Raw genomic sequence first — 26,818 nt, 5'->3', positions numbered from 1 at the left:
GATCATATGTTAAAAATAGGTATTGTAATGGACCCGATTGAGTCCATTAAAATTAAGAAAGACACCACCTTCGCAATGATGTTAGAAGCTCAGAGACGTGGTTACGAAATCCATTATATCCAAATGCAGGATCTGCATTTGGATCAGGGAACCGCGTTTGCCGATACTAAAATTGTTTTGCTTGAGGAAAACCCGGATCATTGGTTTGAAATACAATCAGAACAAACCATTAAACTCAGTGAGTTAGATGCGGTACTTATGCGCAAAGATCCGCCTTTTGATACAGAATATATCTACGCAACCTATATTCTGGAAAGAGCAGAAGAGGAAGGCGCATTAATTGTTAACAAACCTCAAAGCTTAAGAGATTGTAACGAAAAACTCTTTACCGCCTGGTTTGCTGATCTGACCCCGAAAACGATTGTGACCCGCAAAGCCGCTACCATTAAAGCGTTCCGGGAAAAACATGGCGATATCATTCTCAAACCTTTAGACGGTATGGGTGGTGCCTCCATTTTTCGGATCAAAGAAAATGATCCAAATGTTTCAGTCATCATAGAAACATTAACGAACGACGGTCAGACTTATTGCATGGCTCAGACATTCGTACCGGACATCAGTAATGGCGATAAACGAATTCTCGTTGTTGATGGTGAACCGATGCCTTATTGTCTTGCCCGCATTCCTCCGGAAGGTGAAACAAGAGGAAACTTAGCAGCAGGAGGACGTGGAGAAGCCCGTCCGTTAAGTGACACTGACAGAAAAATTGCTGAGACCGTGGCCCCTGTACTGAAAGAGAAAGGACTTATTTTTGTCGGTATTGATGTTATTGGCGATAAACTCACAGAAATTAATGTCACCAGCCCGACCTGTGTAAGAGAGATAGAAGCAACATTCGATATTTCTATCACAGGGAAACTCATGGATGCAATTGAACGTCGTGTAAAAGCATTTTCTTTATAATCAAATTATGAGGGAAAAGAGGACATTATGAACCTGACAAACCATTTCCTTATTGCTATGCCAGGAATGGCTGACTCCGCTTTCAAAAATAGTGTTATCTATGTTTGTGAACACAATGAAGAAGGCGCAATGGGCATTATGATTAATGCTCCGTTGGACATTACAGTTGGCAATATGCTCAAACAGGTAGAAATTGATCCTCTTTACCCCCAGCAACGAGAGGATAGTCTGGAACGACCGGTATTTAATGGTGGCCCGGTAGCAGAAGACAGAGGGTTTATTCTGCATAAACCTCATGAACATTATGATTCAAGTGTAACAATGACCGATTCACTAGCCGTCACCACATCAAAAGACATTCTCGCGGTGCTGGGCACCTCTGCCGAGCCCGATGATTATATCGTTGCCTTAGGGTATTCCGGCTGGTCCACCGGTCAGTTAGAAAAAGAGATTGCTGACAACTCCTGGCTTACCACCGAAGCGGATGCCACCATTATTTTTGATACTCCGATCCACGAAAAGTGGCGTCAGTCGATCAAAAAATTAGGCATAGATCCAGCGCAACTGTCTGTCCTGTCAGGACATGGCTAATTAAGAGAGAATTTCATGTCACGAACAATTATGGCCTTTGATTTCGGAACCAAAAGTATTGGTAGTGCGATTGGTCAGGAAATTACCGGTACCGCATCCCCTCTCAAAGCATTTAAAGCTACCGACGGCATTCCTGACTGGACTGAGGTCGAAAAGCAAATAACAGAATGGAAACCGGATCTGATTGTGGTCGGATTGCCTTTGGATTTGCATGGAAAATCACTGGAAACAATAACCCCCAAAGCCAGAAAGTTTGCCAACCGCCTCCATGGACGCTTTGGTATTCAGGTTGAACTTCATGATGAGCGGCTATCAACAACCGAAGCCCGTTCTGAGCTTTTTTCTCACGGTGGCTATAAAGCTTTAAAAAAAGGAAACATTGACTGCCAGTCAGCAGTAATCATTTTAGAAAGTTGGTTTGAATCTCAGTGGAGCTAAGTGCGATCCCTGTATTCAGAATTTCCTGTTTAGCCTGATCCAGCGTCATCATACCGAACTGGCGTCCGGCTTGTATTGCCGATTCGATCTGAGACGTATTTCCTTCCCGGATAAGGTTGCTGACTGCCGGCGTATTCACCATGACTTCATAACAGCCTATCCGGCCACCGCCTTGCAAAGCGCACAACCGCTGCGAAACGACACCAGCCAAAGATTCCGATAACTGAACTCTCACTCTGGCCTGCTCCCGGGAAGGAAACACATCCACAATTCGATCAACGGTTTTTGACGCACTTTGTGTATGCAACGAAGCTAACACCAAATGACCGGTCTCGGCCGCCGTTAACGCTAACCTCATTGAATCAAGATCTCTTAACTCACCAACAAAAATAATATCAGGATCTTCTCTGAGCGCGGCTTTCAATGCTGCATGAAAGTTTAGCGTATCTGTTCCGATTTCCCTTTGCTGAACCAGACTCAATTCAGACTGATGTACGAATTCGATGGGGTCTTCAATCGTAATGATGTGCTTTTCCATAGTTTGATTCACATGATGAATCATCGCTGTCAATGTGGTCGACTTTCCGCTTCCTGTTGGTCCTGTCACTAACACAAGACCTTGTTTTCTATTAATAAAATCTGAAAGAATAATTTCCGGCAACCGCAATTGTTTCAGATCCGGAATGGTATCGGTGATTAACCGGAAAACACCGGAATACCCCCGAAGCTGACGGAAAATATTGACCCGGAACCGTCCGATTTCATCGTGAGAAAATCCAAAATCCATCTCCTTGCACGCTTCAATATCAGCCTTTTGCTCATCGGTCATGATTGAAAAAAGTAAACTTTTTATTTTCTCCGGAGCTAATTCATCAAATTCAAGCTTCCTTAGTCGTCCATCTATCCGTACCATAGGAGAACAATTGGCAGACAGGTGTAGATCAGAGGCTTTATACTTCACTGCACAAGCCAACAGAGTAGAAATCGAAATATCCATCATTTTGAACTATTAAGCTATTGTTATGACTACCGTTAAACAGAATATTCAAGATATCACTTCTTCTATAAGGACAATGGAAGAAAAATGTCGACGTCCTCGTAATTCCGTAAATTTATTGGCAGTAAGCAAAACCAAACCTACCGAAGCCATTTTAGAAGCGATCAGTGCAGGTCAGCAGGCTTTTGGGGAAAATTACGTTCAGGAAGGCGTTGATAAAGTTCAATTTTTCAAAACTAATTTTCCGGAAACTACCTTAGAATGGCACTTTATCGGACCGATACAGTCCAACAAATCCCGTCCGGTTGCAGAACATTTTGACTGGGTGCACACCGTTGACCGGGAAAAAATAGCAAGACGTCTTAATGATCAGCGCCCTCACGGGGAAAAGCCCCTGCAAGTACTCATTCAGGTGAATACCAGTGGTGAAGAATCAAAATCCGGAGCTGATGAATCTCAGATATTTGAACTGGCAGAGTTGATTTCTTCTCTTCCTAACCTCACTTTAAGAGGATTAATGTCTATTCCGGCAAATGTGGACGACTATGAATCCCAGTTCCGAGCATTTGAAAGACTGGCTAAGCTGAAAGAAAAACTTTCAGCTCAGTATTCAGAAGTAGATACCCTATCAATGGGTATGACCGGTGACATGGAAGCCGCGATAGCAGCCGGCAGCACAATTGTCAGAATCGGGACGGCGATATTTGGCGCACGGGATTATACAAAACATTAATAACCTGTTGAAAATCCAATATCGTTTAGATATGACAAAGGAAAAAGAATAATGGAACAGAGAACAATTGCTTTTATTGGTTCAGGTAATATGGCTGAAGCCATTTTTTCCGGCATGCTGGCAAGCGACTATGACAAAAACCGTATTATTGCAGCTAACCGGGGCCGGGAACGACTCGAATACATCCGAAATAAATACGGTATTCAGATAACCCAGAATAACCACGAAGCAACAGAAAAAGCCGATGTTGTCGTAATGTCAGTAAAACCCCAAATGATGGAAGAAGTCTGCACGGCTCTGACTGATATTGATTTTTCGTCAAAGTTAGTCATTTCCATTGCTGCAGGTGTGACATCTCAGCGAATTGCTTCTTTGCTCAATTCCGACATTGCTCTGGTTCGTGTCATGCCTAATACGCCATCTTTACTAAACCGGGGAATGAGTGGATTATTTGCTAATGAAAACGTATCAGAGAATGACAAACAGTATGCACAACAGCTGTTAAAATCCGTTGGTGAAATATGCTGGACAGAACAGGAAACCGGAATTAATAGCATTACCGGTATTTCCGGCAGCGGACCCGCTTATTTTTTCCTGTTTATGGAAGCGATACAACAGGAAGCCCAGCGACAGGGATTCGACAGTGAAACAGCCAGAATGCTGGTACAACAAACGGCATTGGGTGCTGCTGAAATGGTCGTTAATAACCCGGATCTGAATATTTCAACTTTACGGGAAAGGGTAACCTCTAAAGGAGGAACAACGGCCGCAGCTCTATCAACATTTAATGCTCATGCTCTGAATGATATTGTGTCAAAAGCAATTCAATCCGCCGTATCCAGAGCAGAAGAGATGGAAAAATTATTTTAATACAGCGATCTGATTAGATCAAAGAAGGATCCAATATGAATTCAGTGAGTTTTTTAATCAACACCCTGTTTGACCTCTACATTATGGTCGTTTTAATGAGAGTCTGGCTTCAGGCAGCCCGTGCTGATTTTTACAACCCATTTTCACAGTTTATAGTTAAGGCAACTCAACCTGTGGTGGGTCCTTTACGACGAGTCATTCCCTCTGTCGGTAGTATCGACTTGGCGACCATCCTTTTTGCTTACGTATTATGCGTGCTTAAATTCATGATACTGGTTCTGACCGCATCAGGCGGAGCGATGGGATTCAGTGTTTTTTACCTGCTGCTGGGATTACTGACACTACTGAAACAAGCAGGCGGCATGCTTTTTTGGGTATTGCTTATCAGAGCTATCTTAAGCTGGGTCAGTCAGGGAAGAAGTGCGATCGAATATGTTTTCTTTCAGATCACAGAACCTCTATTAGCGCCGGTAAGAAAAATTTTACCTAATTTAGGAGGCCTGGATTTAAGTGTTCTGGTTGTTTTTATCCTGTTACAGTTCGCTAATATTCTGATGGGTGATTTCATTGGTCCAATGTGGTTTAGCCTCTGAGTATGAAAACAGCATGGTTTGAACACTCCGATCTTCACCTCAGACTTTACATACAACCTAAGGCAAGCAGGGACAGCATCATCGGTATTCATGGCGATGAGTTAAAAGTCGCCATTACCGCACCACCAGTTGATGGAAAAGCCAATGCCTGTTTGATCAAATTTTTATCAAAACAATGTAAAGTAGCCAAAAGTCACATTACAATAGAAAAAGGCGAACAAGGCAGACACAAACAAGTATGTATTGCCAATCCATCTCAATTTCCTGATTCGATAAAAGCCGTTTTATAATGGCTTTTTTCTTATCCCGTTCCGGAGAACGGGATATACTTCTACTTAACTTTTCGCAAATAAATGAACAGAACCATGACAATAAAGCAACTTGTACTGGCTACCGGCAATCAGGGTAAGGTAAAAGAAATGGCCGACCTTTTATCGGCATTTGGCTTTGATGTGAAAGCACAAAACGAATTTGATGTTTCAGATGTCGAAGAAACCGGCACAACCTTTGTTGAAAATGCCATTATTAAAGCCCGGCACGCCGCAAAAGAAACCGGACTACCGGCAATAGCCGATGATTCAGGTCTTGAAGTGGATGCTCTGAACGGACAGCCGGGAATCTATTCAGCCCGCTATTCAGGGGATAATGCAACCGACCAAAACAATATCAGTAAATTGCTCAAAGCAATGAAAGGGATTCCGGAAGAAAAAAGAACCGCCCGCTTTCATTGTGTTCTCGTTCTGATGAAACACGCCGATGATCCAACACCATTAATCTGCCATGGACAATGGGAAGGTACCATCCTGACAGAGCCAAAAGGCAATAACGGGTTTGGCTATGATCCGGTATTCTTCGTTCCTGAGGAAAACTGTGCCTCAGCGGAACTGGAATCGTCTTGTAAAAAAAGACTGTCACACCGTGGCAAAGCTCTTAGTGCATTGTTTGATGCTTTAAAAGAACAAAAAAAATGCTGACGCCCCCCAAACTTAGCTTATATGTTCATATTCCCTGGTGTGTGCAGAAGTGCCCTTACTGCGACTTCAACTCACACGCACTTAAAACAGAGATTCCGGAACATACCTATATCGAAGCTCTGCTCGACGATCTGGACAGTGATCTGACCCGTTATCATTTGCAGGACCATCCACGTACTCTGCACAGCATCTTTATCGGAGGCGGAACGCCAAGCCTGATTTCAGCAAAAGGCATTGGTCGGTTAATATCAGGAATCCGTGAAAAGCTGACATTTTCAGACAATATTGAAATCACGATGGAGGCCAACCCTGGCACCATTGAAGCAGAACGCTTTGCCCAATACCGCACGGTTGGCGTCAATCGTATTTCAATTGGCGTCCAGAGCTTTGATGCAGACAAACTGACAAAGCTGGGGCGTATTCACGGGCCGGAAGAAGCTATTAGTGCGGCAAAGCTTGCTCACCAAATCGGTCTGAACAGCTTTAATCTGGATCTGATGCACGGACTTCCGGATCAAACCGTCGGACAAGCGTTGTCAGATCTGGATAAAATCATCGAATTGTCCCCGCCACACTTTTCCTGGTATCAATTAACCATTGAGCCCAATACCCTTTTTTATTTCAAACCGCCACACCTGCCAGATGATGATGATTTATGGGAGATCTTCGAATCAGGTCACCAAAAACTCCTGAAAGCAGGTTATGTTCAATACGAGATCTCCGGATACAGTAAACCGGGATTTCAATGCGAACATAACCTCAATTACTGGCGCTTTGGTGATTATCTGGGCATTGGCTGCGGCGCTCATGGCAAAATCAGTTTCAGTGATGGACGAATTATCAGAACAACAAAAGTCAAACATCCGAAAGGGTATCTGAATATACTGAAACCTTACTTAGATACAGAGCAGAACGTAGACGCCAAAGATCGCCCGTTCGAATATTTCATGAACCGGTTCCGGTTAATTGAACCCTGCCCTAAGGATGAATTTGTTCAAACTACCGGATTGCCACTCAGTACCATTCGGCATAAAGTTCGTTGGGCGGTGGGACAAGGATACCTTCAGGAAACGGAAGCAAACTGGCAGGTGACGCCAAAAGGCAAACTCTTTTTAAATGACCTGCTTGAAGCCTTCATGGAAGAATAAAACGAATAAGCTCAGTATTGGGTGGCAGCACACGAAGAATAAAAAGGCAGGGAAAGTCGTTTCTCCTGCCTTTTATGGTTAACTACTCAACTCTCAGATATTTTATATCCCAGACACCATGCCCAAGACGGTGTCCCCGTTGTTCAAATTTCGTCAGAGGACGATCATCCGGACGCGGAACATAAGGACCATTTTCTGCAATATTTTTAAATCCCGGAGCCTGTTCCATCACTTCAACCATATGCTCAGCATAATTTTCCCAGTCTGTTGCCATATGGAAAACTCCCTTCTCAGGAATGAGTTTCTGCCTAACCATTTCTGCGAACTCAAGCTGGACAATACGGCGTTTATGGTGACGCTTTTTATGCCATGGATCCGGGAAAAACAACTGAAGCGTAAACAAACTGCTGTCAGGGATCATGTGCTCAAACACTTCAACAGCATCATGACACATTACTCGTAAATTCGTAATCCCAGCATCTCTTGCCGATGACAGACAAGCTCCGACGCCCGGAGAATGAACCTCAATACCAATAAAGTTTTTATCGGGTGCATTCTTTGCCATTTCAACAAGAGATGCCCCCATACCGAAGCCGATTTCAAGGATAACAGGATTATCATTACCAAACACGGAACGCCAGTTAAGTTCCTGAGCCTGATAATCAATACCCATGGTTTCCCAGCATTCATTGATGGCGGCTTCCTGACCTTTCGTCAAGCGGCCTTCACGACGCACAAAGCTGCGGATTTTCCGCACAACCTTTCCGTCTTCAGTATATTCATTCGTGGTCACTTCCGTCATTTTTCTGCCCGTCTGTTTTTCGCCTGACCCAAAAGGATTGTGATTATCCAAAGAATTGTTCTTTGTGCAAGTCTAAATCATCACTCTCACGCTGATCATCATCAATAAACACTCATACAATACCCACATTAAAGATAGGTTTTACAAGCCTTCAAATCTATGTTGGAATTTTATTTTTGTAAAGAATAGATAATAAAGAGCAAGTCGTGACTCCTTTTGCAAATAAAATCCTCAAATGGTATGAATCCTACGGCCGGAAGAATCTCCCGTGGCAACAACAGAAAACGGCTTACCGGGTATGGCTTTCAGAAATCATGCTGCAACAAACTCAGGTGACAACGGTAATTCCATACTTTGAGCGGTTTACAGAACGGTTTCCGACAATATCTGAACTGGCTAACGCCAGTCAGGATGAGGTACTGCATTACTGGACTGGATTAGGTTATTATGCCCGGGCCCGAAACCTTCATAAAGCAGCGAAAATCATCACTAACGATTATGACGGCATTTTCCCCACGAATCTTGAAAAAGTACATGCTCTACCGGGTATCGGTCGTTCAACAGCCGGGGCTATCCTGTCTTCTGTATACAAACAGCCACATAGTATTTTGGATGGTAATGTCAAACGCACATTATCCAGATGCTTTGCTATCGACGGCTGGCCCGGACAGAAAAAAACAGAAAACCGCCTGTGGGAAATAGCCGACACACATACACCGGAGGAAGATGCCGATAAATACAATCAGGCAATGATGGATATGGGCGCTATGGTTTGTACCAGAAGCAAGCCCAAATGCACGTTGTGTCCGGTTTCTGAACAATGTGTGAGTTTAAGACAGGGAAACCCGGAAGATTATCCGGAAAGAAAACCTAAAAAGAAAAAACCTGAAAAATCAACCTACTTTATTATCCTGACCGTCAATCATCAGGTCTGGCTTGAACAGCGGCCTTCACAGGGAATATGGGGAGGCCTGCATTGTTTTCCTGAAATATCTGGCAACCCCGATATTGAGACTCTTTGTGAAACATTCGGCGCAGAAAAAAACGATATCGACTCAATAAAAAGACTGATTGCCTTTCGTCATACTTTCAGCCACTATCATCTCGATATTACGCCGATCTTAGTCGAATTAAAGCAAATTCCACACTTCATGATGGAAGACAAAGCAGGTCTTTGGTATAACTTATTTCAACCAAAACAGATTGGGTTAGCAGCTCCAGTGAAACAGTTGCTTGAAAATCTCAATTTTGAACTTCATAACTAAAGAGGTCTCTATGAGCCGTATGGTGTTTTGCGCTCGTTTACATAAAGATGCAGAAGGACTGGATTTTCAGTTATATCCCGGTGAACTGGGGAAACGCATCTTTGACAACATATCAAAAGAAGCATGGTCTCAATGGCAACAAAAACAGACAATGCTCATCAATGAAAAAAAACTCAACATGATGGATCCTGAACATCGTAAGCAGATTGAGCAGGAAATGACCCGCTTTTTATTCGAAGGCAAAGACGTCCAGATAGACGGTTATACACCGCCGAAAGCATAGTGCCATCTTCATACCTGATAACCACCATATCAGGTATTTTATTATATCGGGATATTATGCTGCGAAAACTGCTCATTCTATTGACGTTATTTTCTATTCTGACGGGGTGTAGCCGGGAATTCATAGAAGAGCTATATCATGTCAACTATGAGCCCACGAACCGGTTTGCAAAACACCTCGCCCCCCTGCCCGGTCAATTTGAGAAAGATACCGGCGCACTTGATGCCCTTATAAGCCATTTTACCGGCAAGATACAAAATAAGTGGGGTCTGAAAGAAATCAAAATCGCCGGAAAAAGTAACTATGTCAAATACATTGATGACTATTCCAGCCGGGCTGATGTTAACTTTTCCAAGGGCACGATCGTTGTCGAGACCGTGGCCACAACCGAACCTCTGGCTCATTTAAAAAAAGCGATTATTACCACACTACTGACACCGGATGACCCCAAACACGTTGACCTCTTCTCTTCTCAAAACATCATGTTAAAAGGACAACCCTTTTTGTATCAGCAGGTAACTGATCAGGATAACAAGCCAATTCAATGGTCATGGCGGGCCAACCGTTATGCGGATTATCTGATAAAAAACAAACTGCAAGTGAAGCAGGTTGACTTCAAAAAGTCATACTATGTTCAGATTCCCATGGTAAAAGATCAGATCCGAATCCGAAGCTATCAATATGCGGATATCATCCGAAAAGCCTCCCAACGCTATGGCATTCCCGAAGATCTGATCTACGCCATCATCAAAACCGAAAGCAGTTTTAATCCTTATGCTGTCAGTTGGGCAAATGCTTACGGTCTGATGCAGGTAGTGCCAAAAACGGCCGGCAAAGATGTTTTTCGTCTGGTAAAACATCGCTCAGGTCAACCCTCTCCGGAGTATCTGTATAACCCGGAAAATAATATTGATACTGGTACGGCTTACTTTTATCTTCTTAAAAATAAATATCTGAATAATATTAATAATCCGCTTTCTCTTGAATACAGTATGATTTCCGCTTATAACGGAGGTGCCGGTGGCGTCTTGTATACTTTCAACCGAAACAAACGACGGGCATTTCGTGATATTAATTCGTTACAACCCAATCAGGTATACTGGGCCCTGACTCACAAACACAAAAACTCCGAGTCACGGCGTTACCTGCAAAAGGTAACCAAGTTTAAAAAAGATTTTAACAACAACTATAATTAGTTACCTTCGTCTCAGATTCGCTGAAAAAGTCACCAATCAAACCAATTTTTGGTGTTTTTTACAAAAACAAGTTGACGTCAGTGCCGAAAATACGTTTAATAGCGCTCCGTTGCCCGGATAGCTCAGTCGGTAGAGCAGAGGATTGAAAATCCTCGTGTCGGTGGTTCGATTCCGCCTCCGGGCACCACAAATTTTGGTGTTCGAAAGATCGTACGCTTAAAAATAAAGTGTGCCGACTTAGCTCAGTAGGTAGAGCAACTGACTTGTAATCAGTAGGTCATCAGTTCGATTCCGATAGTCGGCACCATTTATTTGCCCGGATAGCTCAGTCGGTAGAGCAGAGGATTGAAAATCCTCGTGTCGGTGGTTCGATTCCGCCTCCGGGCACCACAATTTGTTCCCCCTTAGTTCAGTTGGTAGAACGGCGGACTGTTAATCCGTATGTCGCAGGTTCGAGTCCCGCAGGGGGAGCCACTTTCAAAGCTCAGTTGAAAAACTGAGCTTTTTTATTTCAAAAAACAGCCATTCACCGGGCCGTATCCCTCTGTCATCCCCCTATCTTTCCATCTTTATTGTGAATATTAACGACAAATGCCCAAAAACAGCGCATTAAGTACAGAAAAACAACAAACAATCTTTTTTTTGCATTTTACTGTTGACGAAATAACAGAAAAACCTTTTAATACACCCCGTTGCCCGGATAGCTCAGTCGGTAGAGCAGAGGATTGAAAATCCTCGTGTCGGTGGTTCGATTCCGCCTCCGGGCACCAAAAATTTTGGTGTTCGAAAGCATCGTACACTTTATAAGAATAAAGTGTGCCGACTTAGCTCAGTAGGTAGAGCAACTGACTTGTAATCAGTAGGTCATCAGTTCGATTCCGATAGTCGGCACCATTTATTTTTCCCCCTTAGTTCAGTTGGTAGAACGGCGGACTGTTAATCCGTATGTCGCAGGTTCGAGTCCCGCAGGGGGAGCCATTTTACAATTAGTTTAATAAATTAGCGTGCCGACTTAGCTCAGTAGGTAGAGCAACTGACTTGTAATCAGTAGGTCATCAGTTCGATTCCGATAGTCGGCACCATTTATTTTTCCCCCTTAGTTCAGTTGGTAGAACGGCGGACTGTTAATCCGTATGTCGCAGGTTCGAGTCCCGCAGGGGGAGCCATTTAAAAAACCCGGTCAGATGACCGGGTTTTTTCTATTTGAATCCTTTTTCTTTTTTTATCATGTCATAAGCTTTCTGTATTTCCTGAGACTTTTCTTTTGCCATATTCATCATTTCCGGAGGTAGCCCTTTTGCCATCAGCTTGTCCGGATGATGCTCATTCATTAGCTTCCTATAAGCCCTTTTTATCTGCTTGCTGTCAGCATCTTCAGATATATCCAACACCTTATAGGCATCTGCCAGTTGATTTCGGGTAGGTCCCTGAGAATACTGCTGACCCGAAGAGTACCCTTGCTGGCCACCGTTGAAACCATCACCCTGTTTAAACCGGAAAGCTGCTTCCTGCATTTTCAGACGACGTTCCAGTTGTTCAGCAGAAAAACCTAAAACAGACGCTATCTTATGTAAAATATCCCGTTCATTGGGATGAATATCTCCATCAGCAAAGGCAGCGGAAATTTGCAGTTCCAGAAAAAATTGCAATAAGTCATAACGACCACCACTGGATTCTAATACTTTGGTCAATTCATGTTCCAAAGGAAAATCACTGGACTTACCGGCCCTGAATGCTTCCTGAGCTGCTGCTCTCTGATGCTCATTAAGCTGCATCCGATCCATCATGATCATTGCCAGCCGGATATCTTCCTCACGAACCTGCCCTTTCGCTTTCGACACATGCCCCATCACCGCAAAGGCCGAATAAAAAAACTCATTCTGTTTTTTTAATTGTTCTTCTGAATTTCCTGAAGTGGAAAAGGAAAAGTTCTGATATTGACGGGCTTTGTCAAATTGATGGCCGATAAACAATCCAACCAATAATCCAAATGGTCCTAAAATTAACCAACCAAAAATAGCACCCAAAATTTTACCGAAAATGTGCATTGTGTTCTCTCAATCTTTGAATTTTTTAGCAATAACGAAGTCTACTAATGCTGAAATACGATTTTTCCTTTATGATTAGGGATATTTCACGTTTGAACTGAAGCGTATAACCTCGATTTAGTCACGATTCACAGGATAATACAACTCGATGTTACAATTTCCACGTTCATTGCTTGCCGCGTCTGTCAGTGCTGCTTTGTTTGCACCGCAACTTCAAGCAAATACGTCATCTGATGATAACAATAACAATTCAATTACTCCATTAAACGAACAGTGTCTCATCGAAAACAAATCGACGGATAAAAACACTGAACAACCAATTAATGTTGAAGCGGACAAATTGGAAGCCGTTAATGGTGATAAAGCGACGTATTCTGGTAATGTTATCGTCGTTCAAGGTAACAAAAGAATCTCAGCCGAAAAAGTTACTATGCATCAAAAAGAGAATGTGGTTGTGGCAGAAGGTAACGTCACATTCAATGATGGTCAGGTGAAAGCCACGTCGACCAAAGCCACAAACCGACTTAATGATGATAAAATCACATTAGAAAATACCAAATATCATTTTCTTTGTGAGCCGGGCCGGGGTGATGCTGTTTATGTATCAAAAACAGGTAAAGCAATTTACCAGATAGAAGATGGATCAATAACTTCCTGTCCGGAAGGCGATGATGCCTGGCGCATGACAGCCTCAAGTATTGACATCGATAAAAATGAAGAAGAAGCCACTTTTTACAATCCAAGAATGGAAATTTTAAACGTTCCTGTTTTCTACCTGCCAATGCTCACTGTTCCTATCGGTGACACCAGAAAAACAGGCATGCTTTACCCCAGCTTTGCTTTCGGCTCCAATAATGGTTTTCAGACGAACATTCCTATTTACTGGAATTTAGCGCCCAATTACGATTTACAGACCGATATCCACTATATGGAAAAACGCGGAACCCAACTAAACAGTAAGTTTCGTTATTTAACCACCTTAGGTTCAGGTAGCATTGATTATGAATATCTGCCAGACGATGACAAATATCCGGAAAAAGGCGATCGCTGGGGATTACAATACCAACACTCTGGTATTTATCATCAGAACTGGAAATTTGGTATTAACTACGCAAAAGTCAGTGATGTTGATTACTTCACTGATGTGGATTCCAGTATCGGTACCAAGCAGGATGGACAGTTGGTGCAGGAAGGGCAAGTCGCCTACCGGGCAGAAGACTGGGATTTATCGTTACTGACCAGAGATTTCCAGATTCTGACTTCAGACGGCACTCAACCTTATCGTCTGATGCCACAGCTGGCCTTTAATTACTATGCACCGGGTGTTGTCAAACATCTCGATTTTGATGTAAAAAGCCATATATCCCGTTTTGAAACCAATGACAAAGATTTACCAGACGCTACGCGCGTACACATAGAACCCGGAATCGCGATTCCTCTGGGTGCCAGTTGGGGTAACTGGACAACTGAAGCCAGACTGCTTTCAACCTATTACAAACAAGATTTGAAAGACATCACTGGCAGTGACTACAAAGAAAGTGTCTCCAGAACCATTCCTGAGTTTCGCTCGCACATGGGACTGGTTCTGGAGAACAGTGAGTCATTTTTACTGGGCTATACTCAGACTCTGGAGCCGCAAATACAATATTTGTATGTTCCTAAAAAGGATCAGTCTGAGATCGCACGCTATGATACAACCATCTTGCAAACAGACTACTATGGACTATTCCGTAGCCGGAAATACGGAAGTGTAGACTACATAGCGCCTGCGAATCAGGTCAGCTACGGGGCTACAACCCGGTTCTTTGACAACAACTATAAAGAACGCTTCAATTTATCCTTCGGTCAGATATTCTACATTGACAGTGCCATTAATCCATTGAACTCATCCGGTGCGAATGACAGCTCCGATTACTCCGCATGGGCAATTGAAAGTGACTTCAACTTTAATGATTATCTCTTTTATCATGGTGGTGTTCAGTACGATGTTGATGCCGATCAAATGCAACTTGCCAACAGTTCATTAGAGCTTCGTCAGGATGATAATTTTATTCAGGCTAATTATCGCTATGTATCCAAAGAATACATAGAAAATACACTGGGTGACAGTTTTGCTAAAAACTCAATCAGCTTAGATGAACTAACAGAAGATGGTATTTCTCAGGTAGGAGCTGTCGGCCAGTACGCCATCAACAGGCACTGGAAAGTCAATGGTGACTATTACTATGATCTGACGATTGATCAAGCCATCGAATGGCAGGCAGGCCTTACGTATCTGTCCGACTGCTGGTACATTGGCTTTTCATATTCAAAAGAACTCAATAACTGGACCAACGGTTTCTCTCAATACCCGGATTCCGATCCTGAATACGAAAATAACTTCGGAATCAACTTTGGTATCGTAGGATTCGGAACCAATATGTCTGCCGGTTCAAGTAGTAACAGCTCCGGGACACTGGGATACGGAAATCCGTTTTTCCTGAATAACTAAATCACTAACAAATATTAATCTAATAGGAATTTCAATGAATCTTTGGAAACACGTACTGGCAAGCTTCATACTACTACTAAGCTTTACCGCTCAGTCCAGTCCTGTTGAGCTTGATAAAGTCGTTGTTATTGTAAACGACGGTGCAATCCTACAAAGTGACATATCAACAGCAACCAAGCTGCTTAAAGCAAGTACACGAAAGCAAGGCAGTCAGCTTCCTCCTGCTAAGGTTCTCAGAGAGCAGATTATTAATCAGCTGATTTCCGATAAACTACAGGGACAGGAAGCCAAACGAATTGGGGTAAAAATTGACGACACCAAATTAAATAAAGCCCTGGAAGACATTGCAAAACATAATCATCAGACACCGCAAGAGCTACGCCACTCCATAGAAAAATCGGGAGTAACCTACGCCGAATTTCGTGAAAAAATCCGTCAGGAGCTCGCTGCGACTGAAGCAAGAAATGTTTTAGTTCGTCGCCGAATCAATATCTTACCTAATGAAGTAAATACACTCGCTAAGTTGATGGCGAAGAAAACCAGTCAGTCAGTTGAATACAAAATCAGTCACATTCAGCTAAAAGTCAACGATACCAATAAAAATGAGATGGCAAAACTGGCAAACAACATTGTTAAGAAATTGAAAAATGGTGCCGATTTTACCACGCTTGCTCTAACTTATTCTAAAGGGCCAAAAGCTCTGAAAGGTGGTAACTGGGGATGGATGAGAAAAGAAGAAATGCCAACCATTTTTGCTGACCATCTTTCTTTAGAAAATAAGGGCAGTATCGTCGGACCATTCCTTAGCGGAATCGGATACCACATTTTAAAAATCGATGATGTCAAAGGTCTGGAAAGTGTTTCGGTCACCGAAATTGACGCCCGGCACATATTGATAAAACCGTCTATCATCTTAAGTGATGATGGTGCTAAGAAAGAGCTGAAAGGATTTATTCAGCAAATAAAATCAGGCAAAGCAACCTTTGGAGAACTTGCCGAACAATACAGTCAGGATCCAGGTTCAGCTTCCAGAAAAGGCGATCTGGGCTACCAGACACCTGATTTGTATGTGCCAGAGTTTAAACACCAGATTGAAACTCTGCCGGTTGGACAAATCAGCCAACCCTTTAAAACTGTCCATGGCTGGCACATTGTTGAAGTTCTGGGCCGCCGACAGGTTGATAAAACTGACGCGGCAATGAAAAACAAAGCCTACCGGATAATATTTAACCGTAAGTTTAATGAAGAATCATCGGCCTGGCTTCAGGAGCTGAGAGCCAGCGCTTATATTGAGTATCTGGACAAAAAATAATGAGCGATGTAAAAAGGATTGTTATTACTGCCGGAGAACCATCAGGCATTGGCCCGGACTTGGTTCTGGCATTATCACAACACAGCTGGACTCACCAGGTTGTTGTTATGGCCGATAAAAAGATGCTGGCTGAAAGGGCTGCTCTTCTCGGTATAAAAGTCGTTCTGGTAGATTACGATAAAAATAACCCCGTCAGCCCCCACATCGCTGGCACACTACTGGTAGAACATATTGCTACAACGGTGCCCGTTACCGCAGGAAAACTGGATGAGCAAAACAGCCAGTATGTTCTGAAAACTCTGGAGCGAGCTGCTTATGGATGTATGCAGGAAGAATTTGACGCCATTGTCACCGGCCCCGTCCATAAAGGCATCATCAACAAAGCCGGCGTACCTTTTAGCGGCCATACTGAATTCTTTGCTGAAAAATCAAATACACCTCTGGTCGTGATGATGCTGGCAACAAAAGGACTGAGAGTTGCACTGGTCACGACACATCTCCCACTTTCATCTGTGTCTCAGGCCATTACAAAAAATCGTCTCGAAGAAATTATCCACATTCTCAATAACGACCTCATTAACAAATTTGGTATTACTTCACCCAACATTTATGTTTGTGGTCTTAACCCTCATGCGGGTGAAGATGGATGTCTGGGAATGGAAGAAATCAAGACAATCACTCCAACACTCGAAAAATTAAAAAAAGAATATCATTATAACCTGACCGGACCATTACCCGCAGATACCATTTTTAATGAAAAATATTTGCTAAAGGCTGATACAATATTAGGCATGTACCATGATCAGGTTCTTCCTGTACTAAAATATAAAGGGTTTGGACAATCAGTTAATATAACTTTGGGTCTTCCGTTTATTCGTACATCGGTCGACCATGGAACTGCTCTTGATCTTGCAGGAACCGGAAAGGTTGATACAGGAAGTTTTAAAACAGCACTAGAACAAGCCATTGAGTTAGTGAATTCAAAAACAAATTAAAGCTAAAGAATATGATAAGAAACGATGTCCACCTTGGACATAAAGCCAGAAAACGCTTTGGACAAAACTTTCTGAACGATCCCTATATCATCGATGGTATCGTCTCTGCTATTAACCCCAGACCGGGGCAAAACCTGGTGGAAATCGGTCCCGGACTTGGCGCATTAACGGAGCCGGTTGGTGCTGAGGTAGATAAACTGAGTGTTATTGAACTCGATAGGGATCTTGCTGACAGATTAAGACAACACCCCGAGTTAAAAAGTAAACTCACCATTTATGAAGGTGATGCGATGCGTTTTGACTTCACTCAGTTAGTGAAGTCAAACAATAAATTGCGTGTTTTTGGTAATCTGCCGTATAACATATCCACCCCACTAATGTTTCATTTGTTCGAGTTCCATCAACAAATTGAAGATATGCATTTTATGCTGCAAAAAGAAGTGGTGAACCGCCTGGCAGCTGGCCCGGGAACCAAAGCCTATGGCCGTTTAACCGTGATGGCCCAGTATTACTGCAAAGTCATTCCTGTGTTGGAAGTCCCACCAACGGCTTTTGTTCCACCACCCAAAGTCGATTCAGCAGTAGTGAGGCTTGTGCCTTATGAAACATTACCGTATCCGGCGACCAGCCTAAAGTGGCTGGACCGGGTTTGCAGGGATGGTTTTAATCAAAGAAGAAAAACAGTAAGAAACTGCTTTAAATCTCTTATAAATGCAGAAGATCTTGAATCTCTTGGTATAACCCCGACCCTTCGTCCGGAAAACCTGACTCTGGAACAATTTGTTTCTCTGGCGAACTGGCTGGATACTAAAAACAAATAAATCAAAAAGTGGGGAAATATTTCCCACTTTACTGAGTTAAGGAGAATGTATGGTGGACTCTATCCCTTGCATCAATGTTCTGGTTCAGAGTCAATTTATTCCTGAACAATCTACTCCTGAGCACAATCGATACGTATTCGCCTATACGATTACCATCCAAAACCAAAGCAGCGAACAGGTCAGGTTAATGAGCCGTCGGTGGCTTATTACCGATGCAAATGGAAAACAACTAATCATTGAAGGAGATGGAGTCGTTGGAGAACAACCCGTAATTTTGGCTGGAAATGAGTATACTTACACCAGTGGAACAGCCATAGAGACACCGGTTGGCGTCATGCAGGGACACTACATAATGTACCGAGGGGAAAACATAGAATTCATCGCAAAAATTCCTCCTTTCCGGCTATCGGTTCCCAATATATTAAATTAAGGATTCTTGTGGCAAATTACATCGTTGGCGATATCCAGGGCTGCCTTGATGAGCTGAAAATCATTCTTAAAGACGTCAACTTTTCAAAGAAAAAGGACACATTATGGCTTGCGGGTGATTTGGTTGCCAGAGGACCCAAATCACTGGAAACTCTCAGGTTCATTAAGTCCTTAGGTAAACATGCCCGGGTTGTTTTGGGAAATCATGACCTGCATTTACTGGCAGTCAGCCTCGGTATTCACCCGGTCAAAGCCAAAGACAAAACAAAGTCCATTCTAAACGCACCTGACAGGCAAGAATTAATAGACTGGTTAAGGCACCAACCTATACTAGCCGAGCATAAAGAGTTTGTAATTTGCCATGCCGGAATATCACCACAATGGACTCTGGAAACGGCAAGAAAGGCAGCCAGAGACATTGAACACATTCTGAAAAACGATGAATGGCGCTGGTTAATTGAAAATATGTACTCAGACAAACCAAGCCGATGGAAAGATAACCTGAATGAACTCCAACGCCTCAGGTACTCTATCAATGCATTTACCCGAATGAGATTTGTCCATCCCGATGGCTCTTTGGATATGGAATGTAAACTCCCCCCGGATGAAGCGGATTCAACCTCATTATTGCCCTGGTTTCAATACTCCCACCGGGAGAAACTCAGTAAGCCGATATTATTCGGACATTGGGCAGCATTGAATGGGGTTTATAACAAAGAGGTCATCGGATTAGATACAGGTTGTGTCTGGGGAGGACATTTGACGATGCTTCGCTGGGAAGACAAACGCTTTTTCACGCAGCAATCATTGAACAGGTAATTTCAACACCAACAGACCACATCAAAAAGAAGTAATGGCATCTTGCTACTTCTTTTTTTCCAAAGTAATAAAACTCATATCATACGCGTTTTTCTCATCAGCTGGATAACGCTCCCGGTAAACCTCATCCCATTTACCGCCAATTTCAGGGAAACGCGTGTCACCTTCAATGTCTTCATCAATGATGGTTAAATACAATTTATCCGCGTGCGGAAGGCATGTTTTATAAATACTACCACCACCGATAATCATCACTTCATGATGCTTAGATGCCGCTAAAGCAATCGCAGCATCAATTGACGAAACGACTTCAACCCCTTCTGCGTTAACTCCCCGCCGGGTAACAACAATATTCAATCTGCCCGGTAACGGTCTGCCAATCGATTCAAAAGTTTTTCGACCCATGATAATAGGCTTTCCCATTGTACAACGTTTAAACCAGATGAAATCTGCAGGCAAATGCCAAGGCATCTGATTATCTTTGCCAATAACACCATTTCGGGCCATTGCCGCAATCATACTTACGATCATTAACGTTTTATCCTTTATTCTTCATAGCCTAAACGATGGGTTTTCTTCGATAGAAGAATAATCCCGGAACAGCTAACCCTAAGGCAAGACCGGCAATAATAAACATGGCTTTTAGGAAGTTTTCCATTAAAGCTGAGAATAAATCCGGAGTAAAGCCAAGATGGTTAATCTCTACCATTGCAATCATTGCCCGATAGGTAAAAACGCCTGGTACCATCGGAATCAGAGCTGCAACAGTAAATACTTTGGGATGAGCTAAAACTTTATGAGACCAATGCACGCCAATCATACCTACAATGGTTGCCGAAAAAAACGTAGCCCATTCAATAGGAACACCATATTGCATGAAAAGAAAACGACATCCATGACCAATAGCCCCACCCACAGCACAATATTTTAGGGCATGAGTTGGAACATTAAAGACCAAAGCGAACCCGACCGCTGGTATCGATGCAAAAAACATATCATTTGCCAGCGCCAGAAAAAAATCAATCACATTCATGACCACCCCCAAACATCGGTGATAAACATAGCAGCAACGATACCAAGACACGTTGCCAGTGTTAATAATGAGGCCATGATAAAACGGGCGACGCCAGTATTAATATACCCTTTAATCATATCAGCAACAGAGTTAATCAAAGGAAATCCCGGAACCAGCATCAGTACCGAACAAGCCATTGCCAACGTCGGCCGGTTACCCAAATGGTAAATGACTGCCTGGGCCGAAATAACCGTCGTAACAAATGCGGTTACCGCAAAATTAAGCAATGGGTTAAAGTGACGGTGCCCAATTTCCAGGCGAACCCCCATACCAACAAAAGAAGCAATAAATGTAGCAAGAAAAACCGTCCAGTCTCCGCCCGCAAGCCGGCAAAATGCGGCACAGGAAAAGCCAATCATAAACATTACCACCCAGCGGTTATACCTTTCCGGACTAATGTCATTCAGCTTTTTCTGAGCGCCTTCAAAATCAATAATCTGTTTTTCCATCATGATACAAATACGCTGAATCTGTATCACCACTTTCATATTAATTCCCCGATCCAAACATCGTCTCGCGGTCGTAATACAATGCTCCTGACATACCGTTGTCACCACAATAGAATTAGCCATGAGTGCAACTTCCACATCGTCCATACCGCCAGCCAGCCCCATCCTTCTCATGATATCAGCAACAAGAGTGCTCTCCGCACCGTGTGCCAACAACATTTGACCGGCCTGAGCAATCAATCGAGAAACTCTCCTCTGCTTTCCCTCAGCCATGATTCCTTCCTAATTGTTCTACAGAGTCACTAATTCTGAATCAATATATTGATATAAAAAATGATTTAGGCAAAAAAAACCGCAACTTTTGCTGCGGCTTATAATGATAATATAACAACTTAGTCCCGGACGTAAATGACATGCCCGTCATCTTCTTCATCATCCCAGTCGTCGTCATCCCAATCTTCGGTGACCACATTATCGCCACTCATCGCATCTTTATGGTAATCATCCCACATAAAGTCGACTTTATCTTCTTCAGATACTTCCTGAACATCTGCCGGTAAAGAATCCATAAAATCAGCTAATTTCAGACAAAGCTCTTTTGTCCCCTTTTTATTAATAGCCGAGATTTTGAAATATTCATCATCCCAGTTCAGCTCATCCAATACATGCTGAATGATCTGATCTGATTCATTTTCAGGCATAAGATCCACTTTGTTAAACACCAGCCAACGAGGTTTACTGGCCAGTTTATCGCTGTAATGGTCAAGTTCTTCGATAATGATCTTTGCATTTTCCGCAGGATCGGATTGATCAACCGGTAAAATATCGATCATGTGCAACAACACTCGACAACGTTCTAAGTGTTTAAGAAACCGGATACCCAGGCCTGCACCATCTGCCGCCCCTTCAATTAATCCTGGGATATCAGCGACAACAAAACTTTTTTCAGGAACCACACTAACCACTCCCAAACTTGGGATCAGAGTAGTAAATGGATAATCTGCTACTTTAGGTTTTGCGGCAGATACAGAACGAATAAAGGTCGATTTTCCGGCATTTGGCAAGCCAAGCATGCCTACATCAGCCAGCAGCAATAACTCTAAACGAAGTTCCCGTACCTCACCTTTAGTTCCCATTGTTTTTTGACGGGGAGCCCGGTTAACAGAGGACTTAAACCGGGTATTACCCAATCCATGCCAACCGCCTTTACCCACCATCAGTTTTTTCCCATGCTCAGCCACTTCACCAATAATTTCATTGGTATGAATATCAACCGCACGGGTCCCGACAGGAACTTTAAGCACTTTATCTTTACCACGCTTACCGGTACAGTTCCCTCCGCGTCCATTTTCACCACGCTCAGCAGAATAAAAACGCTGGAATCGGTAGTCTATCAGCGTATTTAGGTTCTCATCTGCCTGAATATAGACATCACCACCATCACCACCGTCACCACCATCCGGACCACCTTTGGTCACAAATTTTTCCCGCCAAAAACTGACAACACCGTTGCCACCATCTCCAGCTTCAATTTTAACTACCGCTTCATCAACGAACTTCATATCTACTCCGCACTAAACGCGATGCATTTGCATTCATAACTAATGATAGTTATTTTAGCAGAATGCTGTGTAAAACTAATTTTGACTATCAAGAACAAAAAAGGAGTCACTTACTCTCCAATGACTGCTTTTTTATTCTTTCAGATAAATAAAAAACCCCACCATATGGCAGGGCTTTTGAATTCAGTAAGAAACCGAAACTTATTCAGCTTCGATACTAACAAATTTACGGTTTTTAGGACCTTTAACTTCAAATTTAACTTTACCGTCAGACAAAGCAAATAAAGTATGATCTTTACCGATACCTACGTTGTTACCAGCATGGAATTTAGTTCCACGTTGACGTACGATGATGTTACCTGCAAGAACAGATTCACCACCAAAACGCTTAACACCAAGGCGTTTACTTTCTGAATCGCGGCCGTTACGAGTAGAACCACCAGCTTTTTTGTGTGCCATTGTTAAACTCTCCTACTAAAATTAAGCGTTGATGCCAGTGATTTTCACTTCAGTGAACCACTGACGGTGACCTTGCTGCTTACGAGAGTGCTTACGACGACGGAACTTAACGATTTTAACTTTATCGCCACGACCGTGCTGAACCACTTCAGCTGTCACTTTACCACCTTCAACTAAAGGTGCGCCAACTTTAATGTCTTCACCGTTAGCAACAAGAAGAACTTTATCAAATTCAACTGTAGCACCAGTTTCAACGTCTAATTTTTCTAAACGAAGAGTTTGACCTTCGCTTACACGGTGTTGTTTACCACCAGATTGGAAAACAGCGTACATATTTTACTCCGCTCTTTCCGCACAGCCACGAGCTTTAATTTTGAGCATATAGGGTGTGCGCTAAACTAATCATCAATAGGGCGCAGATTCTACTCGAACAATGCGTCGATGACAAGCCATATTTTGAAAAAATTGGCGAAAAGCTAATCGCCAGCTAAAAGTGCCGCGATCATGCCTTTAAGTCATGTATTGATCAATGTTTTTTAGTATATTATTGGTTATATAGTGAGGACAGTTGATCCTTATAAGAACTAACTTTAGCCGGATTTACAATGGATTTTAAGACTATCCAAACGCTTACTGCCAGTGACATGGCAAAAGTCAATGAAACAATTCTTGCTCAACTCAATTCTGACGTCTCTTTAATAAACCAGCTTGGTTTTTATATCGTTAGCGGTGGAGGGAAACGGTTAAGACCTTTGCTGGCCGTTTTATCTGCCCGGGCATTAGGATATGAAGGCTCTAAGCATATAAAAGCAGCCGCATTTATAGAATTCATCCATACCGCGACTCTTCTGCATGATGACGTTGTAGATGAGTCAGATCTTCGTCGTGGCAAAGCCACAGCAAATGCGGCTTTCGGTAATGCCGCAAGCGTATTAGTTGGTGATTACATATACACCCGTTCTTTTCAAATGATGACCCAACTGGGATCACTTAGAGTTCTTGATTTAATGAGTGAATCCGTCAATGTCATTGCTGAAGGTGAAGTGCAACAATTAATAAATTGTAACGATCCGAATACTACCGAAGAAAGCTATATGCAGGTTATTTACTCAAAAACAGCCCGGCTTTTTGAAGCAGCAACTCAGGTTGGTGCGATTTTGAATGGAGCGTCGCCAGAAATTGAGGAAGCGTTTAAAAACTATGGACGTTATCTGGGCACTGCATTTCAGTTAATCGATGATGTTATGGACTATACATCTGACGGTAAAGAAATGGGAAAAAATGTCGGAGACGATCTGTCTGAAGGGAAACCGACTCTTCCTTTGCTTTACGCCATGCAAAAAGGAAACCCGGAGCAAGCCGAACTCATAAAAGAAGCGATAGAGAAAGCAAATGGGATGGATCACCTTGATGAAATACTCTCTATTATGCAACAAACCGGTTCTTTGGATTACACCCGCGCAAAAGCTCATGAAGAGGCAGACAAAGCCATTCAGGCGCTTTCTGTTATTCCGGATAGCGATTATAAACAAGCGCTAATCGCTCTTGCTCACCTTGCTGTAGAGAGAAATAAGTAGACTATACAAAACAAAAATGAGGCAGGTTACTCCTAATGCCCTTCACTTAAGGTGAGTAGCATTGTTTTTTGTGGGGGGCTGCCCCATTTTCACGGACGGTTTTGTAAAGATGTAAACTGATGATCTCGGTTCGCTAGTCTATGTCACATTCCCCGATTATGGAACCGTTCTATATCGGCTCTTGCTTTATCTCGTGTCCGGTAGTGTCGATAATTGATCCGTTCACGTTTTAGAACTCCGAAAAATCCTTCACAGACCGCATTATCTCCACAATGATATACGGCAGTCATACTACTGATCAGGCGATTGTTTTTAAGCAGACTCTGGTAAATTGTGTTGCACGATCTGAATGAAGGTCTTCAACGATGCGAGGTGCGCCAAGAACGTCGCCGCTTCTCGCAAAAAATCCAGTTCCTTCTTCACTCTAGCGAGTTCCCGTTTGAGTCGCGCAACTTCTTCATCCCGGGGAGAGCAGCTTCCTTTAAATGCCTGCTCTGAGTTTCGTTCAGCTTCTCGTTTCCAACAGCTCAATAAGTTAGGGTTAATACCAATATCTAATGCTATCTGACGACAGCTCACCTGGTTGTTGAGCTAGTGCAACGGCTTCACGTTTAAATTCTGGGGATACTTTCTGCGTTTAGTCATGAACACTCCTTTTAGACATAGTATGCCTCTTTTTAGATGTGTCCGCTAAATTAGGGTAGAACCCGTTTAACCGATACCGATAATTCGGGTAACTCACCTTTTAGCCCCAAAGCTCTTTTCATCACTTCATCTTTGGGGGCTGTTAATCGATCAAACAAAGACATCCCGATACTCCGGAATGCTTTTTTCAACGGCAGATCGCCGTCAAACAACATCTTAAATCCCTGCATTGCTGTAATCATTTTACAGGCTTCAGTTTTACGCCACCGCTCATATTGACGAAGGTATTTCTTTCTTCCAATATCCTGCCCTTCATTCCAGGATTGAATCAGAGTTTCAGCAAGAGAGGCCGCATCAAGAAAACCCAGATTGACACCTTGTCCCGCAAGAGGATGTATCGTATGAGCAGCATCACCAACTAACGCGATACGTTCCTGAACAAAATCACGGGCATAGCGCATTTTTAAAGGACAAACCTGACGAACACTTTTTACTTTGCATAAGCCCAGTCGGTGATCAAATTCAACACTCAGCGTTTTATTGAACTCTTCATCAGACAAATGATGTAACTGTTCCGCTCTGATCGGATCCGTCGACCATACGATAGAACAAAGGTGTGGATCAGACATTGGTAAAAAAGCAAGCGGACCTTGAGGGGTAAAAATTTGTCTGGCAACGCGTTCATGAGGCAATTCAGTTTCCACATTCACGACAAGAGCTGAATGACCGTAGTCCCAGTGAGTAAGAGGAATATCACACTGCTCTCTCACCCATGAATTAGCGCCATCAGCACCAACAACTAACTTAGTCGTCATTGAGAGACCATTGTCTAAGACGAGCCATGCTTCACTTTCACCCATCGTTAAGCTTTGGCACCGGCAAGACATGAACAACGAGACATTACCTTGCTGTTTCACCCGCTCATATAAAGACTGCTGAATAACTTTATTTTCAACAATATAGCCCAGATTTGGCTGATACAAAGAATCAGCATCAAAGGATACTGAAGCAAAACTGTCTTTTTCCCAAACCGACATACCACGATATTCTGAAAGCCGTCGTTTTTCTATTTCATCCCAGGCATGCAGGTTCCTCAATAAAACTTCGCTCGCACGATTCAACGCAGAAACCCGTATTTCAGGTACATCATTCAGATGTTCATCAATGTCATTACCCTCAATAATGGCAACCCGCATGTCGCTATCTTTAAGTGCCGCAGCAAGAGCTAATCCAACCATGCCCCCACCAATAATTGTCACATCAAAACTTTGCATCATAGCGAA

The 26,818-nt window shown here is 42.9% G+C and carries 29 protein-coding genes, 9 tRNA genes and 1 pseudogene; 28 read left to right on the top strand and 11 right to left on the bottom strand.

Annotated features, from left to right (window positions below; genetic code table 11):
• Positions 1–6 precede the first annotated feature (6 nt).
• The 3 genes from gshB to ruvX are packed head-to-tail and all read left to right on the top strand — an operon-like array spanning position 7 to position 1,992.
• Positions 7–963 carry a glutathione synthase gene (gene gshB / locus LRQ06_RS09650; protein ID WP_232766126.1) on the top strand — a complete coding sequence of 319 codons (957 nt, stop codon included), beginning with the start codon at positions 7–9 and terminating at the stop codon, positions 961–963.
• A gap of 27 nt (positions 964–990) precedes the next feature.
• Entirely contained in the window at positions 991–1,554 is a 564-nt protein-coding gene (locus LRQ06_RS09645; protein WP_232766125.1) for a YqgE/AlgH family protein, read from the top strand.
• Positions 1,555–1,569: 15 nt separating this feature from the next.
• A complete protein-coding gene (gene ruvX / locus LRQ06_RS09640; RefSeq protein WP_232766124.1) occupies positions 1,570–1,992 on the top strand; it encodes a Holliday junction resolvase RuvX in 423 nt (140 codons plus the stop codon).
• Here ruvX and LRQ06_RS09635 read toward each other — a convergent pair.
• The gene (locus LRQ06_RS09635) at positions 1,955–2,983 is read right to left on the bottom strand and encodes a type IV pilus twitching motility protein PilT (RefSeq protein ID WP_232767140.1); all 1,029 of its coding nucleotides are present in this window, start codon (positions 2,981–2,983) and stop codon (positions 1,955–1,957) included. The two genes, ruvX and LRQ06_RS09635, sit on opposite strands and share 38 nt — an antisense overlap.
• Positions 2,984–3,014: 31 nt before the next feature.
• Between LRQ06_RS09635 and LRQ06_RS09630 the strand changes: the two genes are divergently transcribed.
• From LRQ06_RS09630 to hemW, 6 genes are all read left to right on the top strand, one after another.
• Entirely contained in the window at positions 3,015–3,722 is a 708-nt protein-coding gene (locus tag LRQ06_RS09630; RefSeq protein WP_232766123.1) for a YggS family pyridoxal phosphate-dependent enzyme, read from the top strand.
• Between the two features lie 51 nt (positions 3,723–3,773).
• The gene (gene proC / locus LRQ06_RS09625; protein WP_232766122.1) at positions 3,774–4,592 is read left to right on the top strand and encodes a pyrroline-5-carboxylate reductase; all 819 of its coding nucleotides are present in this window, start codon (positions 3,774–3,776) and stop codon (positions 4,590–4,592) included.
• A 35-nt stretch (positions 4,593–4,627) separates the two neighbouring features.
• The gene (locus tag LRQ06_RS09620; protein ID WP_232766121.1) at positions 4,628–5,185 is read left to right on the top strand and encodes a YggT family protein; all 558 of its coding nucleotides are present in this window, start codon (positions 4,628–4,630) and stop codon (positions 5,183–5,185) included.
• A gap of 2 nt (positions 5,186–5,187) precedes the next feature.
• On the top strand, positions 5,188–5,475 hold the full coding sequence (gene yggU / locus LRQ06_RS09615) for a DUF167 family protein YggU (protein WP_232766120.1): 288 nt from the start codon (positions 5,188–5,190) through the stop codon (positions 5,473–5,475).
• Between the two features lie 81 nt (positions 5,476–5,556).
• A complete protein-coding gene (locus LRQ06_RS09610; RefSeq protein WP_232767138.1) occupies positions 5,557–6,159 on the top strand; it encodes an XTP/dITP diphosphatase in 603 nt (200 codons plus the stop codon).
• A complete protein-coding gene (hemW, locus tag LRQ06_RS09605) occupies positions 6,153–7,307 on the top strand; it encodes a radical SAM family heme chaperone HemW (protein ID WP_232766119.1) in 1,155 nt (384 codons plus the stop codon). Before LRQ06_RS09610 ends, hemW begins: the two co-directional genes overlap by 7 nt.
• Positions 7,308–7,389: 82 nt before the next feature.
• Here hemW and trmB read toward each other — a convergent pair whose 3' ends face one another.
• Complete coding sequence (trmB, locus tag LRQ06_RS09600) at positions 7,390–8,109, bottom strand: tRNA (guanosine(46)-N7)-methyltransferase TrmB (protein WP_232767136.1); 720 nt, start codon at positions 8,107–8,109, stop codon at positions 7,390–7,392.
• A 206-nt stretch (positions 8,110–8,315) separates the two neighbouring features.
• Here trmB and mutY point away from each other — a divergent pair, with 206 nt between their 5' ends.
• The 12 genes from mutY to LRQ06_RS09540 all read left to right on the top strand — a co-directional run bounded on the left by mutY (position 8,316) and on the right by LRQ06_RS09540 (position 12,019).
• Entirely contained in the window at positions 8,316–9,374 is a 1,059-nt protein-coding gene (mutY, locus tag LRQ06_RS09595; protein WP_232766118.1) for an A/G-specific adenine glycosylase, read from the top strand.
• 10 nt (positions 9,375–9,384) lie between these two features.
• Complete coding sequence (locus LRQ06_RS09590) at positions 9,385–9,657, top strand: oxidative damage protection protein (RefSeq protein ID WP_232766117.1); 273 nt, start codon at positions 9,385–9,387, stop codon at positions 9,655–9,657.
• Positions 9,658–9,713: 56 nt separating this feature from the next.
• Entirely contained in the window at positions 9,714–10,853 is a 1,140-nt protein-coding gene (gene mltC, locus LRQ06_RS09585; RefSeq protein ID WP_373054822.1) for a membrane-bound lytic murein transglycosylase MltC, read from the top strand.
• A gap of 111 nt (positions 10,854–10,964) precedes the next feature.
• A tRNA-Phe gene (locus LRQ06_RS09580) sits at positions 10,965–11,040 on the top strand.
• A 44-nt stretch (positions 11,041–11,084) separates the two neighbouring features.
• A tRNA-Thr gene (locus tag LRQ06_RS09575) sits at positions 11,085–11,160 on the top strand.
• Positions 11,161–11,167: 7 nt separating this feature from the next.
• Positions 11,168–11,243, top strand: a tRNA-Phe gene (locus LRQ06_RS09570).
• 8 nt (positions 11,244–11,251) lie between these two features.
• Positions 11,252–11,327 (top strand) — tRNA-Asn (locus tag LRQ06_RS09565).
• A gap of 220 nt (positions 11,328–11,547) precedes the next feature.
• Positions 11,548–11,623: transfer RNA gene (locus tag LRQ06_RS09560), tRNA-Phe, on the top strand.
• Positions 11,624–11,671: 48 nt separating this feature from the next.
• Positions 11,672–11,747: transfer RNA gene (locus LRQ06_RS09555), tRNA-Thr, on the top strand.
• A gap of 8 nt (positions 11,748–11,755) precedes the next feature.
• Positions 11,756–11,831, top strand: a tRNA-Asn gene (locus LRQ06_RS09550).
• A gap of 28 nt (positions 11,832–11,859) precedes the next feature.
• Positions 11,860–11,935 (top strand) — tRNA-Thr (locus LRQ06_RS09545).
• A gap of 8 nt (positions 11,936–11,943) precedes the next feature.
• Positions 11,944–12,019, top strand: a tRNA-Asn gene (locus tag LRQ06_RS09540).
• Positions 12,020–12,052: 33 nt separating this feature from the next.
• Here the strand turns inward: LRQ06_RS09540 and djlA are convergent.
• Entirely contained in the window at positions 12,053–12,901 is an 849-nt protein-coding gene (gene djlA / locus LRQ06_RS09535; protein ID WP_232766116.1) for a co-chaperone DjlA, read from the bottom strand.
• A gap of 148 nt (positions 12,902–13,049) precedes the next feature.
• Between djlA and lptD the strand changes: the two genes are divergently transcribed.
• Genes lptD through LRQ06_RS09505 form a run of 6 tightly spaced genes read left to right on the top strand, consistent with a single transcriptional unit; the run spans position 13,050 to position 19,768 of the window.
• On the top strand, positions 13,050–15,392 hold the full coding sequence (gene lptD, locus LRQ06_RS09530) for an LPS assembly protein LptD (protein ID WP_232766115.1): 2,343 nt from the start codon (positions 13,050–13,052) through the stop codon (positions 15,390–15,392).
• A 34-nt stretch (positions 15,393–15,426) separates the two neighbouring features.
• Positions 15,427–16,704 (top strand): peptidylprolyl isomerase SurA, encoded by a 1,278-nt coding sequence (surA, locus tag LRQ06_RS09525; protein ID WP_232766114.1) that lies wholly within the window; start codon positions 15,427–15,429, stop codon positions 16,702–16,704.
• Positions 16,704–17,699, top strand: a complete 996-nt coding sequence (gene pdxA / locus LRQ06_RS09520; protein ID WP_232766113.1) for a 4-hydroxythreonine-4-phosphate dehydrogenase PdxA — start codon at positions 16,704–16,706, stop codon at positions 17,697–17,699. The genes surA and pdxA overlap by 1 nt, the downstream gene beginning before the upstream one ends.
• Positions 17,700–17,713: 14 nt before the next feature.
• Positions 17,714–18,520: a 16S rRNA (adenine(1518)-N(6)/adenine(1519)-N(6))-dimethyltransferase RsmA gene (rsmA, locus tag LRQ06_RS09515; protein ID WP_232767132.1), complete on the top strand. Its 807-nt coding sequence runs from the start codon at positions 17,714–17,716 to the stop codon at positions 18,518–18,520.
• A 49-nt stretch (positions 18,521–18,569) separates the two neighbouring features.
• Positions 18,570–18,950, top strand: coding sequence for a Co2+/Mg2+ efflux facilitator ApaG/CorD (gene apaG / locus LRQ06_RS09510; protein WP_232766112.1), 381 nt, complete (start codon positions 18,570–18,572; stop codon positions 18,948–18,950).
• A gap of 8 nt (positions 18,951–18,958) precedes the next feature.
• Entirely contained in the window at positions 18,959–19,768 is an 810-nt protein-coding gene (locus LRQ06_RS09505) for a symmetrical bis(5'-nucleosyl)-tetraphosphatase (RefSeq protein WP_232766111.1), read from the top strand.
• Between the two features lie 45 nt (positions 19,769–19,813).
• Here LRQ06_RS09505 and folA read toward each other — a convergent pair whose 3' ends face one another.
• The 6 genes from folA to rplU all read right to left on the bottom strand — a co-directional run bounded on the left by folA (position 19,814) and on the right by rplU (position 23,646).
• Complete coding sequence (gene folA / locus LRQ06_RS09500) at positions 19,814–20,299, bottom strand: type 3 dihydrofolate reductase (protein ID WP_232766110.1); 486 nt, start codon at positions 20,297–20,299, stop codon at positions 19,814–19,816.
• Between the two features lie 28 nt (positions 20,300–20,327).
• Positions 20,328–20,801, bottom strand: a complete 474-nt coding sequence (locus LRQ06_RS09495; protein ID WP_232766109.1) for a threonine/serine exporter family protein — start codon at positions 20,799–20,801, stop codon at positions 20,328–20,330.
• The gene (locus tag LRQ06_RS09490; RefSeq protein ID WP_232766108.1) at positions 20,798–21,565 is read right to left on the bottom strand and encodes a threonine/serine exporter family protein; all 768 of its coding nucleotides are present in this window, start codon (positions 21,563–21,565) and stop codon (positions 20,798–20,800) included. Before LRQ06_RS09490 ends, LRQ06_RS09495 begins: the two co-directional genes overlap by 4 nt.
• 119 nt (positions 21,566–21,684) lie before the next feature.
• Entirely contained in the window at positions 21,685–22,854 is a 1,170-nt protein-coding gene (cgtA, locus tag LRQ06_RS09485) for an Obg family GTPase CgtA (protein WP_232766107.1), read from the bottom strand.
• Between the two features lie 201 nt (positions 22,855–23,055).
• Entirely contained in the window at positions 23,056–23,313 is a 258-nt protein-coding gene (gene rpmA, locus LRQ06_RS09480) for a 50S ribosomal protein L27 (RefSeq protein WP_100800762.1), read from the bottom strand.
• 21 nt (positions 23,314–23,334) lie between these two features.
• Complete coding sequence (rplU, locus tag LRQ06_RS09475) at positions 23,335–23,646, bottom strand: 50S ribosomal protein L21 (protein ID WP_073580811.1); 312 nt, start codon at positions 23,644–23,646, stop codon at positions 23,335–23,337.
• A 272-nt stretch (positions 23,647–23,918) separates the two neighbouring features.
• On the opposite strand from rplU, the gene ispB reads away from it, so the two are divergent.
• The gene (gene ispB / locus LRQ06_RS09470; protein WP_232766106.1) at positions 23,919–24,890 is read left to right on the top strand and encodes an octaprenyl diphosphate synthase; all 972 of its coding nucleotides are present in this window, start codon (positions 23,919–23,921) and stop codon (positions 24,888–24,890) included.
• Positions 24,891–25,269: 379 nt separating this feature from the next.
• Here ispB and LRQ06_RS21200 read toward each other — a convergent pair.
• Together LRQ06_RS21200 and LRQ06_RS09460 are read right to left on the bottom strand one after the other, a co-directional pair.
• Positions 25,270–25,535 (bottom strand): annotated as a pseudogene (locus LRQ06_RS21200) (transposase); the annotation flags it as partial.
• Between the two features lie 50 nt (positions 25,536–25,585).
• Entirely contained in the window at positions 25,586–26,812 is a 1,227-nt protein-coding gene (locus LRQ06_RS09460) for an FAD-dependent 2-octaprenylphenol hydroxylase (RefSeq protein ID WP_232766105.1), read from the bottom strand.
• Between the last annotated feature and the right edge of the window lie 6 nt (positions 26,813–26,818).

The organism is Vibrio salinus (genome assembly GCF_021272385.1).
GTDB classification, from domain to species: Bacteria; Pseudomonadota; Gammaproteobacteria; order Enterobacterales; family Vibrionaceae; genus Vibrio; species Vibrio salinus.
Note: the sequence above shows the minus strand (reverse complement) of the source record. Positions and strands in the feature narration are given on the sequence as shown.